This is a genomic window from Gilliamella sp. ESL0441, from assembly GCF_019469185.1.
Classification (GTDB): domain Bacteria; phylum Pseudomonadota; class Gammaproteobacteria; order Enterobacterales; family Orbaceae; genus Gilliamella.
This window is the reverse complement of sequence record NZ_CP048264.1, coordinates 782,444-802,088: the sequence shown is the minus strand read 5'-3', so window position 1 is coordinate 802,088 and position 19,645 is coordinate 782,444. Positions and strand designations below refer to the sequence as shown.

8 protein-coding genes and 1 pseudogene are annotated in these 19,645 nt (G+C 34.7%); 5 read left to right on the top strand and 4 right to left on the bottom strand.

Annotated features, from left to right (window positions below; genetic code table 11):
• The first annotated feature begins 93 nt into the window (after nt 1-93).
• Nucleotides 94-2,652 carry a DNA mismatch repair protein MutS gene (gene mutS, locus GYM75_RS03520; RefSeq protein ID WP_220216789.1) on the top strand — a complete coding sequence of 853 codons (2,559 nt, stop codon included), beginning with the start codon at nt 94-96 and terminating at the stop codon, nt 2,650-2,652.
• Nucleotides 2,653-2,769: 117 nt separating this feature from the next.
• Here mutS and dld read toward each other — a convergent pair whose 3' ends face one another.
• Nucleotides 2,770-4,467: a D-lactate dehydrogenase gene (dld, locus tag GYM75_RS03515; protein WP_220216788.1), complete on the bottom strand. Its 1,698-nt coding sequence runs from the start codon at nt 4,465-4,467 to the stop codon at nt 2,770-2,772.
• Nucleotides 4,468-4,827: 360 nt separating this feature from the next.
• Nucleotides 4,828-5,787 (bottom strand): 23S rRNA (adenine(1618)-N(6))-methyltransferase RlmF, encoded by a 960-nt coding sequence (rlmF, locus tag GYM75_RS03510; RefSeq protein WP_220216787.1) that lies wholly within the window; start codon nt 5,785-5,787, stop codon nt 4,828-4,830.
• 232 nt (nt 5,788-6,019) lie between these two features.
• Between rlmF and GYM75_RS03505 the strand changes: the two genes are divergently transcribed.
• The gene (locus GYM75_RS03505; protein ID WP_220216786.1) at nt 6,020-7,444 is read left to right on the top strand and encodes a sodium:proton antiporter; all 1,425 of its coding nucleotides are present in this window, start codon (nt 6,020-6,022) and stop codon (nt 7,442-7,444) included.
• Between the two features lie 518 nt (nt 7,445-7,962).
• A complete protein-coding gene (locus tag GYM75_RS03500) occupies nt 7,963-11,421 on the top strand; it encodes an autotransporter outer membrane beta-barrel domain-containing protein (protein ID WP_220216785.1) in 3,459 nt (1,152 codons plus the stop codon).
• A gap of 629 nt (nt 11,422-12,050) precedes the next feature.
• Here GYM75_RS03500 and GYM75_RS03495 read toward each other — a convergent pair.
• Nucleotides 12,051-14,603, bottom strand: a complete 2,553-nt coding sequence (locus GYM75_RS03495; RefSeq protein ID WP_220216784.1) for an autotransporter outer membrane beta-barrel domain-containing protein — start codon at nt 14,601-14,603, stop codon at nt 12,051-12,053.
• A gap of 866 nt (nt 14,604-15,469) precedes the next feature.
• On the opposite strand from GYM75_RS03495, the gene asd reads away from it, so the two are divergent.
• Together asd and mscM are read left to right on the top strand one after the other, a co-directional pair.
• Nucleotides 15,470-16,318 carry an archaetidylserine decarboxylase gene (gene asd, locus GYM75_RS03490; RefSeq protein WP_220216783.1) on the top strand — a complete coding sequence of 283 codons (849 nt, stop codon included), beginning with the start codon at nt 15,470-15,472 and terminating at the stop codon, nt 16,316-16,318.
• A 94-nt stretch (nt 16,319-16,412) separates the two neighbouring features.
• Nucleotides 16,413-18,932 (top strand): annotated as a pseudogene (mscM, locus tag GYM75_RS03485) (miniconductance mechanosensitive channel MscM); the annotation flags it as partial.
• On the opposite strand, the gene GYM75_RS03480 reads toward mscM, so the two are convergent.
• Nucleotides 18,929-19,459, bottom strand: a complete 531-nt coding sequence (locus GYM75_RS03480) for a DedA family protein (RefSeq protein WP_220216781.1) — start codon at nt 19,457-19,459, stop codon at nt 18,929-18,931. The pseudogene mscM and the gene GYM75_RS03480 overlap by 4 nt on opposite strands.
• Between the last annotated feature and the right edge of the window lie 186 nt (nt 19,460-19,645).

Sequence of the window (19,645 nt, the reverse complement as noted above, 5' to 3'; positions counted from 1 at the left end):
TTACTTAAGAGCAAAATCAAAGATTTTGCGATAAAGTGAGTAATATTAGAAATAGTAATCGCCTGAGTTTTAGATAAAAAAGAATTGAAAAATATGACCGAATACGACAACTTCACCGACCACACACCAATGATGCGACAATACCTAAAATTGAAAGCAGAAAATCCGGATATTTTACTGTTTTATCGTATGGGTGATTTTTATGAGATGTTTTATGATGATGCCAAACGGGCTTCGCAACTTCTTGATATCTCGTTAACAAAAAGAGGCTCTTCAAATGGTGAACCTATTCCAATGGCAGGCGTGCCTTATCATGCAGTTGAAAGTTATTTAGCAAAACTCATTGCGTTGGGGGAGTCGGTCGCAATTTGTGAGCAGATTGGCGATCCTGCTACCAGTAAAGGGCCTGTTGAGCGTAAGGTTGTTCGTATAGTCACCCCTGGCACAGTAAGTGATGAATTACTTTTAGAAGATCGAAAAGATAATTTGTTGGCTTCCATTTGGCAGCACAAAAATCATTTTGGTTATGCAACTCTTGATATCAGTTCTGGTCGTTTTTTTGTATTCGAATGCGATAACGTTGAAGCAATGCAAGCTGAACTACAGCGGACAAATCCGGTTGAACTTCTTTATCCTGAAGATTTCGAATCGATGTCATTAATTGACAATCGTAATGGCTTAAGACGGCGCCCATTGTGGGACTTCGATCTTGAAACAGCGAAACAACAGCTTAAGTTACAATTTGGAACGAATGATTTAGTCGGATTTGGGGTTGAGGATTGTTGTTATGCATTGTCTGCCGCTGGTTGTTTATTGCAATATGTGAAAGATACTCAGCGCACAGCCCTGCCTCATATTCGCTCTATCATTAAAGAGTCAGCCTATGATTTTGTTGTTTTAGATGCTGCTACTCGCCGAAACTTAGAAATCACCGAAAATTTATGTGGTGGCACTGAAAATACGGTTGCCGATATATTAGACAAAACACAAACCGCTATGGGAAGCCGAATGTTAAAACGTTGGTTGCATTCGCCTATCCGTAATGTGGTTATTTTGCAAAATAGACAAGAAGCCATTAGCGAATTACAACAAGATCTTGGTGATATTCAACCGATCTTAAAGCAAATTGGTGATCTGGAACGAATTTTAGCCAGATTAGCGTTAAGAACAGCACGCCCACGCGATTTTGCTCGTTTACGTGATGCCTATAATGTATTGCCAGAATTACAACAATTGTTAAATCATCACTCATCACCTTATTTAATTGCTTTACGAGCTAAAATCAATCAATTTGATCAGATAGCCGATCTTTTAAATCAAGCGATTGTTGAAGCCCCACCCGTTATTATTCGTGATGGAGGGGTGATTGCAACTGGCTATAATGCCGAATTAGATGAACTTCGTAATCTTGCTGACGGTGCAACGAATTATCTGGAACAACTTGAGATTCGCGAGCGTGAAACGCTAGGTATCGATACCTTAAAAGTCGGATTTAATGCGGTACATGGTTACTATATTCAAATCAGTCGAGGGCAAAGCCATTTAGCGCCGATTCACTATACCAGACGGCAAACATTGAAGAATGTTGAACGTTATATTATTCCAGAATTAAAAGAATATGAAGATAAAGTGTTAACCTCTAAAGGTCGTGCATTAGCTTTAGAAAAACAACTTTACGATCAACTTTTTGAGTTACTATTGCCTGATTTAGCGAATATGCAAATGAGTGCCGATGCAATAGCTGAACTTGATGTACTAACTAACCTTGCTGAACGTGCTTTAACACTTAATTATCAGTGCCCGACATTATCTAATAGTGCAGGAATTGAAATTAAAGATGGTCGACATGTGGTTATAGAACAAGTATTAAAAACACCATTTATTGCGAACTCGCTTTTGCTATCACCAAACCGCAGAATGCTTATTATTACGGGCCCAAATATGGGCGGGAAAAGCACCTATATGCGTCAGGCCGCATTGATTGTTTTACTGACTTATATTGGTAGCTTTGTTCCTGCATCTAAAGCAGTTATTGGGCCTGTTGATCGCATCTTTACGCGAATAGGTGCATCAGATGATTTAGCATCCGGGCGTTCTACTTTTATGGTTGAAATGACTGAAACAGCCAATATTATGCATAACGCAACTGAACAAAGTTTGGTACTTATGGATGAAATTGGTCGAGGCACCTCAACCTATGATGGGCTTTCATTGGCTTGGGCATGTGCAGAAAATTTAGCTAATCACATTAAGGCGATGACCCTATTTGCTACTCATTACTTTGAATTAACTCAACTACCTGAACATATGCAAGGTGTCTATAACATCCATTTTGATGCTATTGAACATGATAATACCGTTGCATTTATTCATGAAGTTTCTGAAGGTGCAGCAAGCAAAAGTTTCGGTATCGCCGTTGCGGGTTTAGCGGGTGTGCCTAAAACGGTTTTAAAAAGGGCTAAACAGAAATTAAAAGAGCTTGAAATGATTTCAAAACAGACAGCGAACAGCCATGTTGATAGCTCGCAACTTTCGTTTGAAACTGAATCAGAACCGTCTGAAGTTGAAGAGGTTTTAAAACGTATTGATCCTGATGCATTAACACCGAAACAGGCATTAGAAATGTTATATCAATTAAAAAAATTACTTTGATATACAAATGATTTTAAGACAATACATTAATCGATTTATTGAACAATATGATTATTTAGTCATATAAACATAACACCGCCAGTTTATCGATACTGGCGGTTTTTATTTAAAGTCAAATTACTGCCAATATTTCTTTTTCGATGTCTTACCAATACCCGGATTGAGACTGTTAGTCGGATCTAATTGCTGATAGAATTTTTTCAAATCAGCGTTAGCTTGATATAAATGACCAACATTATGTTCAGCGGGATATTGTGCGCCACGCTGATCTAAAATGGCTAACATCTCTTCTTTCACTTTGTGGCAATCTGTTCCTTTTTTGGCAATATAATCTTGGTGAAAAACAGAACAAAAGAAATGCCCATAATATAATTTATGAATAAAATGCTGACTTATATTTTCCGGTAATGTTTCAAACCAATCTTTATCATTACGTCGTAAAGCAATATCCAGTGCCACCAAATCTTCAACCGTATCCGAATGGACACTACGATAAACAGTTGCAGCACCAGCTGTCGCAAACCGATGCAACATCGCCGCTTCTGCTTCTTTCTCATTACAATGAAAATAGTCGCTTTGTTTGTTTTGAAAAAATGTTTGCAAAAATGCCTGAGCTTCCGCTATGCCATCATCGGCCATTTTTAAAATAAGATGATGTTCAAAACGATCACGATAATCACGAATAGATTTAGGTAAGTGGTTAGGAAGTAATTTACTCACAAACACCGCAAATCGATCTGAAAAATTATTGGGGAAGAATGGAATTTTTGTACTGACACGATCAACGAAATTTTTAAATGCATATAAGCGAGGAATCACATTAGTCCCTAATTTTTGTATGGCTAAATAGATATGTTTACCATATACAGCAGCGATATCAAATGCATCACGATGAATATATTCGCCCGATACCGGCAAATTTTTAAAGTGAGCTAAAATATGACGTCGGATTTCATCAAGATCATCAGTATTATTAGTACCGATATAAAATACTGCACTATTTTTTTCGAGTGGAAACGTATCTAATCGTACAGCAAATACCATTAACCGACCTGCACTACCCGAAGCTTCGTAATGTCTAGTTGGATCGGCATTAAAACGCGCTGGCGTATCAGCATCAATCTCACGAACATGATCGCAATAATGATGATCGTGTCCTAAACCTGCATCATGATTAATATCCTTTTCAGTATAAGTATGATTTTGAAGATTTTGTAAGATAGTCTCTGGATCGTCACCTAATTCAATCCCTAAATGGTTAACCAGATGCAATTGTCCTTGATCATCTAATTGAGCAAATACGGCCATTTGTGTATAGGCAGGCCCATGCTGGATTAAGGCACCACCAGAATTATTACACACCCCACCCATAACGGATGCGCCAATACAAGATGAACCTATTACCGAATGCGGCCCACGATTATATTTTTTCAACTCTTTTTCAAGTTTAAATAGCGTACTGCCTGGCAAACAAACCACTTGCTCACCATTTTCAATCACTTGAATACCTTCAAGTCGACGAGTACTGACAATTACCACAGGCCTATCATAATCATTACCGTCAGGTGTAGAACCACCGGTTAATCCTGTATTTGCCGATTGAGTAATCACAATGACATCGGCTTCAACACACGCTTTTAAAACTAGCCACTGTTCAACTAACGTACCGGGTAAAACCACTGCAATAGCATCACCTTCCCCAAAACGAATACCTTTACGATAAAGTAATGTACGGGAAGGATCAGTTAATGTGTGCTTTTTGCCCACAATAGTTTCTAACTTTTCAATCAGTTCTACCGTCGTATTCTTACTCATATTATCTTCCTTATACCTAAATGGATATCGCTTCAGTATTGATTATATTATAACCATTACTGTTTATTGCAAAGCATTTTAATTATCGTTAATTTTTTATAAGAAAAATAATAATTTTTAGTTATAACAAAGAATTATATAATTATTGAATACCCATTTTTAATATTAAACATTGATTACATATCATTTTTTATTTATGTAAAAATAGCATGTTGATTAAACATCTGATTAGATAAAACAAGAGAAGGTCAACTAACAATAAAAAAATTATTGGATACTATTTGCAGGACACATTGGGGGATTAATCACTCGCCTTTGTAGGACTTAAATACCTGTCTGTTTGAGATATTTTACTAAACATTAATAATTTGCTAGAAACTGTTGACGTTCCGCTTTATTAAAGTAAGTCCATGCGACAAAACGGCTAATTTTTTGTCCTTGTGCCATAGGCACAATTTTTGTCTCAATAGCTTCAACGGCTTCTAGGTGTTTTCTAATTACTGGTAATGACTCTTTTTTTGAAACCAATGTCGTAAACCATAAACACTGTGTTTTATAATTGGCACTCTCTTTTATCATATTACTGATAAATGTACTTTCGCCACCTTGACACCATAACTCCATATGTTGCCCACCAAAATTCAGTACTGTTTTTTGTTTTGAATCACCCAATTTTCCTAGATTTTTGAGTTTTTTCTGGGTACTGGCTAAGGCAGCTTGCGCTGACGCATGAAAAGGAGGATTACAAAGAGTTAGCATATAAAACTCTTTAGGCTGAATAATCCCATCAAAAATTGCCGAGCGATTTTTTTGCAATCGACATTGAACAGATCCCTTGAGTAACGAATTAGCCTTTGTGATTAATGATGCAACTTTTATCGCGGTTGGATTGATATCGCTACCTACAAATGACCATCCATATTCAGCCCGACCAATAATAGGATAGATCATATTGGCTCCCATACCGATATCCAACACCTGAACTTTTTTACCCGTCATCATGATATGTTGATTATCTTCTGCCAGCAAGTCGGCCAAATAATGCATATAATCGGCTCGTCCGGGTATCGGAGGACACAAATAATCGTTAGGAATATCCCAATAAGAAAGTTGGTAATAGGTCAATAACAATGCTTTATTTAACATTCTGACAGCGTCAGGATCAGCAAAATCAATCGATAAATTTCCATATTGATTTCGTTTAACAAAAGGTGAAAAATCTGGCACGGCTTTAATTAATTGTGCAAAGTCATATCCATGGCGATGTTTATTGCGAATATGTAAAGGCGATGCGTTGACAGTTGGTGATCGTTTTTGCATGTTTGTTCCAGAAATGTGTACTATTATCTATTATAATGACGTTTTGCTGTGAGAAAAATACATACACGATTAATTAAGCGCCATTTACACACATTGTTTTCACATCTTAAGTATTAACTTAATAAAATAATTAAACTTTTTAGTATGATTTTTGATACAACTTACTGTAATAACAATTACAATTAAAATATTTGTTATAATAGGTTATAAAAGAATACTCAAAGTACACCTAATGAATCATTTAATTAAATTATCACTAACACCATTGTTTATATTAACATTCATCCCTTTCGACTTGTATGCTGATGATTTTAGTGGTCAACATCTATCACTCTGTTGGGGTATCCCATTTGTTGGTATTTTGTTGTCGATTGCGTTATTACCATTATTGATACCCCGAATATGGCATCACCATTATGGCAAGATCACCATTTTTTGGACGTTGCTCTTTATGGGATCAGCATGTTATTTTTTTGGGTGGCAATCAACTCTTGAGCTAACTACTCATGCAATATTCGCTGAATATATTCCTTTTATTCTGTTATTGTTGGCGCTGTTTACCGTATCAGGTGGTATTTTAATCAAAAGTGAAATAGTCAGTACGCCAAAATTAAATGTTTGCATTTTAGCAGTCGGTACTTTATTAGCGTCAATCATGGGAACAACCGGCGCAGCCATGCTAATGATACGCCCACTTATCAGAGCCAATCGCAATCGAAAACAAGCCGTTCATATCATTATTTTTTTCATTTTTTTAGTGGCCAATATAGGAGGGGGATTAACTCCACTTGGTGATCCGCCACTATTTATCGGTTTTTTGAAAGGTGTCGATTTTTTCTGGACAATGAGCCATATGTTATTACCGGTATTGTTAACCTCAACATTATTACTCACGATTTTTTATTTTATTGACCGCCACTATTTCCGACTACAGTATGGTAATCTACAACAAGCTGCAATGCCCAAAATTGACAATTCCATTAAGTTTTATGGTTTAAAAAATGGAGGGCTGTTGATCCTGATTATTGCAATGGTTCTATTATCTGGAATATGGCATTCCTCTATAGAGGTAACGCTATTCGGGACTCATCTTAGTTTACCTAACCTTGTCCGAGATGGCGTTTTTATCATTATCACCCTAATTTCTATTTGCATAACTCCGAAAAACATTCGCGCAGCTAATGAGTTTAATTGGGAACCTATTATTGAAGTAGCTAAACTATTCATTGGTATATTTATTACAATCGTACCAGTTCTGGCCATTTTAAAAGCAGGCAGTGACGGAGCGTTATCGCCACTAGTTTCATTAGTCAATAATCAACAAGCGCACCCCATTAATAGTATGTATTTTTGGCTTTCCGGGTTACTATCAGGATTTTTAGACAATGCACCAACTTATCTCGTCTTTTTTAATTTAGCATCGGGTGATGCAACAATATTAATGACTTCGCTTGAAAAGACCTTATTAGCCGTATCCATGGGTTCTGTTTTTATGGGTGCTTTAAGTTATATTGGGAATGCACCTAACTTTATGGTTAAAAGCATTGCAACCCAAAATCAAATCAAGATGCCTAGTTTTTTTGGGTATATGAAATGGTCAATAGGGATTTTAATTCCAGTATTTATTGTTAATAATTTATTATTTTTTACATATTAACCCTTAAGGTTTAATTGAAAAATATAATAATATCAGATGAATAGAGTTTATTGATAGTAACGTTAAATATTTGATATTTTAATGCTATGACACTTTACTTAATATCCTCTAATCGGGTTAGCATTAATTTTTGATGCTAACCCGATGTTTTTTCGTAAAGCAATTAATCCATCATCACAGATTAAGATGCTCACTTACACACCTTAACAAAAATTTAATTTCTGATTTTCGCCACCACCCACCCCGATCATATTTTGATCAGAAATAAAAGATTTTTATCTATACATACTACTAAAATAGTAATAGAATTACCCGCCCTTAACTCTTTAATCACAATAAATTTAATTTAAATAAACAGTTTACATTAAATTTTTATACGAATGTAAAAATTGTTAAATTTAATTTTTACATAAGCCGTTAAGGGAATTACTGTTAACTTATAATATTAATAACAAAGTTAACTATAAATAAAATCTAATAGAAAGTTAGCTATAAATAAAATCTAATAGGATGATAATATGAATAAAATTTACAAATTAGTCTGGCACACATCTAAGCGACAATGGGTTGTTGTTTCAGAACTGGCAAAAAAAGGAAAAACGAAAAGTACAAAACTTCTAGCCGTAACAGCATTGGCTTCGCTTTCTGCTAATGTTTTAGCGGGCCCTTGTTCATTCAATTCAAACTTCCAAATAATTGTTGATGGAAATCAATGTGAACTTAGTGAGAACAGCTATACAGGCGTACAAATTCCAGGGAAAGATAATAAGGTCATTGCTGTTGATAATGGTGGTAAACTTACATTTAATCCATTTGCCAACAATGTAACCATTACCAGCAAAAACCAAAATCATGCTTTAGTTATTGGGACGACAGAACCATATCCTAAACAGAACCCTATAAATAATCGTCCAAATTTAGGGGGAACAGTAACTGTTGAAGGTGATTTAACGATTAATCTTAACGCTCAAACGTTACCACCCGATGATACGAAAAAACAATACCGACCAAGCAGTATTTTATTAGGGGACAACAGTGAATTATTGGTTAATGGAAATTTAAACATCAATCATACTGATTTCTGGCCCGACAAAAATGATCAATCTCAAACAGAATTTGAAACTGGAGCGCCAATTGATGTATCTCTCACTAACGCCAATTCATCAAGATTGACTGTACGGGGGATAACGACTATAAAATCGAATGGTGACGGTATTCGTAATGGTTCTGAAATGAATAGTACTCAATTGGGCGGAATCCTTAATTTTGAGAAAAACGTCGATATTCAAGCAAATTATGTCGGTTTAAAAAACAGTGCAGGTACGACGACTTTTCATGAAAATTTAAATATTGATGTAAAAGAAGGGAAAGGTATAGCTCAAACTTCTGGTTCAATTATTATTAAAGGTGATTTGGATGTCGTATCAAACAAATTGGGGAATGCTGGCCATAATTCCATAGATATCTATGGTGGCGAGATAAAAGTTGATGGTATAACCAAGATTGAATCCTATGGTACAGGAAATCAACGCTATGCATCTGCAACCTCATTATATGTATCTGGACAAGGGAAAGTATCTTTTGGTTCTGAACTTAATGCAACAACCAATAGTACCAATGCCAATAATACGGATACAGGTAACGGTGATGTCATAAAACTTCAAGATCAGGGTGAAATTAATCTAGCGGACAAAACAATACTTACTGCAAAAGACTCTGGTAATGGTATAACCATGGGGGGACAAGGTAGATTAAACCTAAACCGAGAAACCACTATTTTCACCGAAAAGGGCGATGGTGTCAACATTAATGGTGGAACAATCAATAGTGATAAAGCCGTTCAATTAACCATCAGCTCTAATGCTAATAATGGTAATTTGATTAAAGTCAGAAGCGGTAATGTCAGCTTAGCCAGAAATACTACACTTAATGCTAAACACTCTACTCACGGCATAAATGTAGAAGATGGTACAGTTAATCTGAATAAGCAAACAACTATCACTACACAATCGGGCAATGGAATTTATATTAGCGGAGGTAACATCATAGCCGCTGATGATTCACAATTAGACATAAATACGGCTGAATCAACCGCTATTTATCAAACGGGGGGAAATCTAATATTAAAAAATACAAATATTAAATCTCCACAAAATTATAAAGCGGTGATTCTTGATGGTGGCTCACTATCTAATTTAGGTATATTAGCTATTGAATCTAAAACAGATACTGCAGCGATACATAGTACTGTTGAATCTGGCAAAACAGCTGTATTTAATAATGCAGGAACGTTAGATACAAGTAAAATTGATAATATTCAATCAATTATCAGTCATGATAAAACTGGTACTTTAGAAATCAACAATACAACGACTGGTGTATTGAATTCTGACAATGGTAATATTTTCACAAACACATCAACAGGTACTATCGTCGCGAATAATGCCGGTAAATTGTCTGGTAAAATAGATACAGGAAAAGGGATTGTTAACTTAAATAACTCAGGACTTTGGGAAACCACTGAGTATTCGAAGCTAACCAATGTCACAAATGCCGGTACCATCCATTTCAAACATCCAATAACTGCTAATCGTAGCAGTAGCGAATTCTTCACGATTGATATCGATGGGGATTATGTCGGTCATGAAGGTACATTGAAAATGCATACCATATGGAATGCTTCAGACGACGAAAACGGTAGTAGCTCCAACTCTGATGTTTTAAATATTGCTGGTACAGCCAAAGGTACAACGACCATCGTCCAAGTATCTGCAGATGGTACAGAACGCATTATAGATGGAAATGTAAAACAAATTGAAAAAAGTTTAGATAGTATTTCAGTCGTCAATGTTGCCAATAGCGGAACAGACATTGCCTTTACAGGTAAAGCTCAAACTACCGGTTTGACAGAAGTCCAGTTGGCTAAACGTACCGTTGATAACCGAGATGAATATTACTGGACAATGAAAGCTAAAACCAAATCCCAAGCAGAAACAAATAAAACTATTTATGCAGATTCAGTTGCGGGTTATACGCTGATGCCAAGTGTTAATTTTGAACAAGGATTCACAACTTTGGCTAATTTAAGAGAGCGTCGTGGTGATCTTTATTGCTTAGATTGTGCAAATGATAATAGCCAAAATACTTGGGCTCGTATTTTCGGTAAAAATCAAAAACAAGATGGTAAAGAACGCCTTAAATTTGATACGAATATTTTCGGCTTACAAATTGGTCATGACTTTTCAATTACCCCTCTAGATAATAACGGTCTGAATTTATTGGGTGGTTACATCTCTTACAGCAAAGCTAAAACCGATTTTTCTGATAAATATCGTGCTAAAGATGGCATTATAACTAGTAATAAAAAAACAGGTAAAGGCGAATCAGACAGCTTTAGCTTGGGTATTACTAATACTTATTATACAGGTGGTGGCACCTATGTTGACTTAGTTGGTCAATTGTCTTACCTTCGAAATAAGTATAATGCTCTTACAGGCAAAAATCCTTCCACTCAAACTGGTTGGGGCATTGCGCTATCGGCTGAAGTTGGCCATTCTTTTCCATTAAACGGAACAAGTTGGTCTATCGAACCTCAAACACAATTGATTTATCAATATCTGAAACTTGACAGTTTTAAAGATAATGTTCGTCATGTTGATCAGAATAATCCAGATACGTTACGTGGGCGAGTTGGTTTAATGATTGCTTATAACGCCAATGATAATGAAAGCCGAAGTACTTCGATTTATGCTATCGGTAATATTTTACATGATTTCTATAGCCCAGATGACGTCAAAATTGGACATGACAAAATTAACGAAAAGTTTAATAAAACTTGGGGTGAAATCGGTCTAGGATTAAATATACCTGTGACCAGTCAAAGCGAACTTTATGGGGATATCCGTAGTGAGCATAACTTTGGGGGTAGTAAACGTCAAAGCTTCCGAGGTGATATTGGTCTGAAAGTAAACTGGTAATGATAATGTCTACCACATAATATCAACTGATATTTATGTGGTAGAAGTTTTAATTATTAATAAAGAACTTACTGATGTAAGTTCTTTAAATAAATAGAAATTTCCGCTGTTTTATTTCTAAATCTATTCATGAGATTAAAATTTTGCAGAAGTTTGAAAGCATTTTTTTTCGAAAATTCCCAAATAATCTTTTATAAATCAAGACAATAAAAATCTATTTTAGTCAGTTTTAAAAACGGTAAAAATTCATGTTGATTAATCATAATGCATTTGGATTAACGATAGATAATTCAAAAATAATACCGAGATAACGACTCCCGCCTTTCGATTTTAAACAAATATCTAAATAGATATAGATTAACCTTTTAATTCCTTTAGACTCGATATTGAATAACATACTTAATACCTAATCTGCTTTTTAAATATACAAAACAATATTATCTTAAAACAAATAATTGTCTAACAGGTTGAGTTAAAAATATTTTAGGATTAGTTCCTGATTTAGGAAAGCGATAAAATAGTAAATTGATGGGGAAAACGTTTTGAATCTTATTTTTAAAAAGATCGCACAACATTATTGCAAAATGCTGTACGACCCTTTGGTATTAATTAGCTGATCATCTTAATCACTACCAACCAATTATCATTCCTACATTACCTGAAAAGCCTTGACGCGTAGTACTACCTAAACTATGTTCATAACGAACATCACTATAGATATTCATGTTTGTTATTATCGGTAATTGCATACCAATACCTAATTCAGCCCAAGTATGCGCAAACTTTTCACTTATTCTATCACGACCAATTTTAGTTTTTTCTGGATTAACAAAATCATGCCATAAATTACCAATCGCATAAAAAGATTTGCGTTGAGTAACTCGACTATCATCCTGATAAGATAATTTTAATCCAAGGCGACTACGTAAACCATCTTGAGCATTCTGATCGACATGGCGAACGTTATCCTTAAAACTACTTAAATTAAGATATTGATAAATCAATTGAGCCTGTGGTTCAATTGACCAACTTTTGTCAAATAATGAAAAAGATTGACCAACCTCTGCTGATAATGCTGTAGCCCAACCATGTTGACTATTAGGATTATGGCTATTTTTTGCATGATATTTGTTAGTTAAATAGGATAATTGCCCCACTAAATCTAAATACCCACCGTTATTAGTAAAATAGGTATTGGTTAAACCTAGACTGATGTTTTCTGATTTACCATTTCCTGTTTTTTTATCATGAGCAATAACACCATTTTTAGCATGATATTTATCAGAAAAATCAGTATTTGCATTTGTGTAAGCTAAATAACCACCAAGCATAACTATATTTTGGTTGCTTAACTGTTTTACATAAAAATCATGCCCAATTTGTAAGCCATAAATATTGGCATCAAGGTTCAACCGTTGTTTACCATCTTGTTTATGATGTTTACCAAAGAAACGCCCCCAAGTATGATTGTCGCTAAGATTACTACAATCAGAACACGTTAAATCACCACGGCGTTCCCTCAAACTAGCAATGCTTGAATATCCTTGTTCTAAATTAACACGAGGCATAAGTGTATAACCCGCTACAGAATTGGCATAAATTAGCTTAGCATTCTTGGCGTTTGAACGTAGATTTTCATAATTAGGCTTAGCATTTGTCGACATAGTCCAAAAATATTCATCGCCATTGTCGGTTGTATGTTTTGCTAACTGAACTTCAACTGCGCCATTTGTTTTTGCAGTCCCAGTGAAAGCCGTTTCACCATTACTATCAGAAACATAAACAACAGGAACAGAGCTTACGATTTTTCCTAAAGTTTTAATATCACCTTCAATTATATTTTCTTTTCCAGTTTCTGAAACAGGGACAATTACTGTATTTCCAGTTGCAGAACCGTTAATTTTTATTACATCAGACAGAGTATTTCCATCGATTTCATTATCAGCTGCGTCCCATACAGTATGCATTTTCACGGTACCGTTTTTTCCAACATAATTACCTTTAACATCCATAACATGATATTCAGTTGGTGAATTATGAACAAATGAAATGACACCGGCGTTAATGACATTATTTAAATTTGAGTTACCATTAATATACCATTGACCAGTATTATCTAGGTTGATGGTACCTACATTAGCATCCATTGTTCCGCTAAGTTTTCCTGCATTATTAATATTGATGGTACCTGGTGTGATATTTTTAAATAATGAGCCTTTATCAAATGAAAGATCCCCATTTATGCTATTATTTACAATAAATGTACCGGTACCTTCATGAATAAACATATTTTCAATTGATGTCGAAGTCGGATCTGATTTCAATGTTCCATTATTGTTAAATGTTGTCGTATCATCACCCATGACAGCGGCATGGACTATTGATATATCATTATTTGAATTTAAGGTGATAATTCCATTATTCGTTAAGGTTCCATACCATAAATGGAGCCCCTTTCCAGCGGTAGTAATTGTCGTATTTTTATTTAACGTTAGATTTCCTGAATATTTTTCATTTCCATCCTTGTTGCCTAAGCTGATTCCAATACCACTGACTTGACTATTATTAATGATTAGATCATTATTAAACGTAATATTTCCTCCATTACGTATCGCATCAGAACCATCAGTGTTAAACGTTGCAACACCATTGACCGTTACCACATTGTTATCTTTTACAACTTCCAGAGGTGCGCCAGTAGGGTTTTTTTTAGTTATCGTTAAATCACCTTTAACTAATAAGCTACCCTTATTGTACATATAAATACCACGAGAGACTTTATTACCCGCAATAATTTCCAAATCACCATTAAATATTGTCGTCCCACCTTCTACTTGAGGTCCCCCATTACCGCCGCCTATCGCTAGCGTGTGATTACTTGAATAAGAAGGACTTATCATTTTTACCTTATCAGCGGTAAATATTGCAGTTGTATTTTCACCTTCAATGCGAGATATATTAGTACCATAGTAATCACCGTTCGAAAATTCGCATGTTGAACCTTGGTTAGCATACGCTTTGTTACCAGCATAACAATCAGCATAAGAAACATAGGAAGTGCCCATTAATGCTGTTAATACTAATATTTTTTTTAATTTTGATTTTCCATTTCGTAATACTTCAGAAGTCACAATCCATCGTTGGAGTGATACGTTCCATACTAATTTATATTTTTTTTTCATATTTTAATTAATCTCACTTAAATCCATAATCTAATTTAGGACAACGCAATATTTCTATTTTGCTTCGAAATTGTTTGTATGATTCTTGCCAATCGTTCGAGTTTTTAATTTTGTTAACTTTCATCTTATTACTACTACTGAATATCGAATTATTAGCTTAAATCACCAATATAGAAACTTCGGATATAACATCATGAGACTAATGTTTTTTTCAGTATAAAAATAATTTCCACTTAACAGTCAAAAACGCATAAAAAAAATTGATTTTTATTAAATTTCAAATAAAAAAATTAATTTAAATAACAACCATATCTTTTTTGCGCTTAGCATTTAATATTAATCTTTAAAAATTGTAAATGACTATTTTTTAAAGTTTTATCAATGAAAATTAAAACTAATTAACGAACTTGATTAATCAAAATTAAAGCTAAAAAAAATTTTACAGATTGAGTTATTTGTTAGTTATAAAATATAAAAAAGTGAATTAAAAAAAGGAGTTATGCCAAAATTTTACGGTGATTTTTTGAGCGATTATTGACAAGTAAAACTGTTTTTTTTTAAATCTTAAAACCTTCGGAAATGACTTTTTTGAGAGCGTTAAGTTTTATCTATTTCTTTAATAAGATTTTCAAATTGATAATCATCTATTAACAATCATTAATTAATCTTTACTCAAAAAGTAATTAGATATAAATTTTTATTCACTACAAAACCATGCAATCATTTATCTTCATTATTACAGGATTTTATAATAGAAATTTAAAACAAGTTGCAAATCTACCTATAAACGAATTTAGTTCACTTGATACTTTCCTAATAAATGTTGTTATAATGACCCGTTTTTTATCTAACTTTGAGAGCTATCTATGTTAAATCAGCTTAAAGCAATTATTCAGTATCTTTTACCAAAACAGTTAATTACCGTTATCTTTGGATGGTTGGCAAAAAAACCGTTGGGAAAAGTGACCACATGGTTGATAAAAGGCTTTTGTAAACTTTATAAAATCGATCTAAGTGAAGCTAAAATAAGTAATATAACCGAATATAAAACTTTTAATGATTTCTTTGCTCGTGAATTAAAAGACGATGCTCGTCCTATCGATACATCTGATAATTCAGTTGTTATGCCCGCAGATGGTATATTAAGCCAATTTGGAAATATCCAAGATAATCAATTATTACAAGCAAAAGGACACACTTACACATTAGAGTCATTGCTTGCATGCCATCCTGATATGATCAAATTTTTTAAAAATGGCGCTTATGCAACTACTTACCTTTCTCCAAAAAATTATCACCGTTTTCACATGCCATGTGATGGAATATTACGAGAAATGATCTATGTCCCTGGCTCGCTATTTTCAGTAAGTAAAGCCACAACAGAAAGCATTCCCAATATTTTTGCACGTAATGAACGTGTTATCTGCTTGTTTGAAACTGAGTTTGGTCCTATGGCACAAATTCTAGTTGGTGCAACAATTGTCGGAAGTATCGAGGTTGAATGGGAAGGCATTATTACTCCGCCACGTGAAGGTATCATGAAACGCTGGACTTATTCAGGCGAAATTAAACTATCTAAAGGTCAAGACATGGGCTGTTTTAAATTGGGTTCAACAGTGATCACACTTTTTGCCTCAAATGCAGTTGAATTTTCTTCTGAACTTAAATTAGGTGATACAACTCGTGTAGGTAAAAAATTGGCCGAAAGGATCTAAGTTTATGTTGATGCGTTGTTTTTTTTATTGTTTATTAATATTTTTTTCTACAATTACGCTGGCGGAAGAATCATTATCGACGATTAATAATGATGAACAACTTTCGGAAGTGATCAAAAAATTAAATGAAAAAAATGAAGATCTCCGTCAAAATATGGATTATCAAAAAACACATTTAACCAGTATAATTAATGAACAGAACAATATTACAACGCAAATATCGCATGTACAAAATACGTTAGCCACTCTCGATGAACAAGGAGAGTGGTTAAGCTTTTCAACCGCACTTGGTGAAACTCTTCGCCAACAACTTCTACGGTTACCTGAAAAGCCAAAATCTTTGGCGCTAGATGCTGAAATTGCCGATGCAAAAGTTCAGCAACTTAATTATTCAAATAGTCTTAGTGAACTTGACCGTTATCCCGTGATAGTCGGTTCTCTAAATAATTCCAAGCTAGCTTCGCAATACAAACGTTTAATACGCGAACAAGGAGAATTATTAAAAACACTAATTTCAGGCACAGATACCACTATATTGGAACTAACCAAATTAAAAATTGCCAATAAACAATTAATTAATGCTATTGATGAAGTTAATGATGCCGCACATCGTTATTTTTTCTGGGTTGCCGATGTTAATCCGCTTTCATTAAGTTTTCCATTGAATTTAGCGAAAGATGTACATTATGTTATCTTTTCTATTGATACCTTATCACAATTATATAAAGCAACCATACAAATACTGGTCACTCCCAAATCACTATTTTTACTAATCATTTCACTCTTATTAGTTTTTGCGCACTTTAAAATGCGCTTAAAATACAATCTATTTTTAAATAAGTCAGCATCTCGAGTTGGTAAGGTTACTCAAGATAATTATTCACTCACTATAGAAGTTGTCATTTATTCTGTGGTTATGGCTTTACCGGTTCCGATATTATGGGCAGTTATTGGTTATGCATTACAGCTGAATTGGGATTATCCAGTTGCTGTTGCTCTCGGGTATGGTGTGAATGCTGCAGCACCCATTTTATGGGTGTTTATGATCTCAGCGCATTTGGCATCTCAAAATGGCCTATTTATAACCCATTTTGGTTGGTCAGAACATAGCGTTCGTGCCGCAATGAAATATTATCGGTTATCTGTATGGTTAGTCATACCATTAGTTATGATTGTCATGAGTTTTGATCAGTTTAGTAATCGTCAATTTGCTGCAACTATTGGACGTACCGCTTTTATTATTCTTTGTTTTGCATTAGTGTTCATGACTAATTCCATTCACCGCGCAGGCGTACCACTTTATATTGATAAAAAGGGAATGGGGGATAATTTACTTAGTCATATTTTGTGGATCATATTATTAAGTGCGCCCTGGCTTGCCATTATTGCTGCCTGTTTAGGTTATCTCTCAACAGCGCAAGTATTATTAGGTCGTCTTGAAGCCTCGGTCATTATTTGGGGTGGATTATTAGTCATTTATTTTATGATTCGTCGGTGGATGTGGATACAAAAACGTCGAATTGAATTTGAACGAACTAAACAACGCCGTCTCGAACGGATGCAAAGAGCGAAAACTTCAGAAGAAGATCTGTCTGAAAATGTCGATGAGCCCGTTATTGATTTGGATGTGATAAGTGCACAATCATTGCAATTAGTACGTTCAATCATTATGTTAATTGCATTAATTAGTATGATATTACTCTGGTCTGAACTTCATTCTGCTTTTGCTTTCATGAATAATATAAAGCTTTGGGGGACGACCACCATTGTTAATGGAGCAGAAATTGAACAATATATCACTTTAGGATCACTATGTATTGCCATATTGGTTATGACAATAACCGTTCAACTCGTTAAAAATTTACCCGCCTTACTTGAATTGGGTATTTTACAACATTTAGATTTAACACCAGGAACAGGTTACGCAATATCAACAATTTCTAAATATATCATTCTAATGATCGGCTGTACGATTGCATTTTCATTTGTTGGGATAGATTGGTCAAAAATACAGTGGCTAATTGCAGCACTTGGTGTTGGTTTAGGCTTCGGTTTACAGGAAATATTTGCTAATTTCATTTCAGGATTGATCATCCTTTTTGAAAAGCCTGTTCGTATCGGGGATACCGTAACTATTCGCGATCTTACAGGAAATATCACAAAAATTAGTACACGAGCCATTACTATTGTTGATTGGGATCGAAAAGAGATTGTGATGCCAAATAAAGCATTTATTACAGAACAACTGGTTAACTGGTCTTTGTCTGATTCGATTACACGAATTGTACTAACGATACCGGCTACCATCGATGCCGATAGTGATCTAGTCATAGAATTACTTCAAAAAGCCTCTGATGAATGCGAATATGTTCTAAAAGACCCTGAACCACAGGTCTTTTTAGTGGATATTCAAGAAGGTATTCAATTATTTGAACTCCGTGTTTTTGCTGCTGAAATGGGGCATCGCATGGTGTTACGAAGTGCAATCCATAAATTGATCTTAGAAGCCTACCGTGAAAAAGGTCTGACACTCCCTTTCCCACCGTTACAAACCAATTTAGAAGCTTTGGGTCGCAAAAGTGGGCGTCGTAGTTATATGGTTGGAACGGTTTAACCAAAAAATGTTTCTAACCAGGGTACACCAAAAGTCCCTGGTGCTAACAGTACAAAAGCCCATATTGGTGCAGAGGTAATGTTAGCCAAATTAAATTTGGTGGTTGGCATATGCATAGCACCAGCAATCAATGGCACTATCGCTCTTAGCGGTCCAAAAAAGCGACCGATAAAAACGCCTAAGGTACCAAAGCGTTCAAAAAACTGTTCTGCTCGAAAGACCAGTTTGGGATGGTTTTTAAGCGGCCAAGAATGGATGACTTGATGATGGTAATGTTTACCTAACCAATATGAGATTAAATCCCCCAAAGCGGCGCCTAATGAAGCTGCAATTAATACAGGTACAAAAGAAAGCGTACCTGTACCAATCAATGCGCCTGCACCTAATAATATAGCCGTTGCGGGAACCACTAACGAAATAATAGCTAACGATTCACCAAATGCTAATAAAAATATAATTGGCAAAGCCCAGATTTGGTGATTTTCAATAAATTGCATTATTGTATGCGTAATTTCATTTAATGACATAATTTCATCACAAATTATCAATTGATTATAGATGCCTATTTTATCATAATAAGTAACTATTAGCGTTAAGTTATAGATGTATTATTAAAATCTTATAACTAATTTTAAGTAGGCTAATACAATATTTTATCGAATTTAGATAACAAAAAGTGGCTATTTAGATAGCCTTAACGTTCAGTTATAACA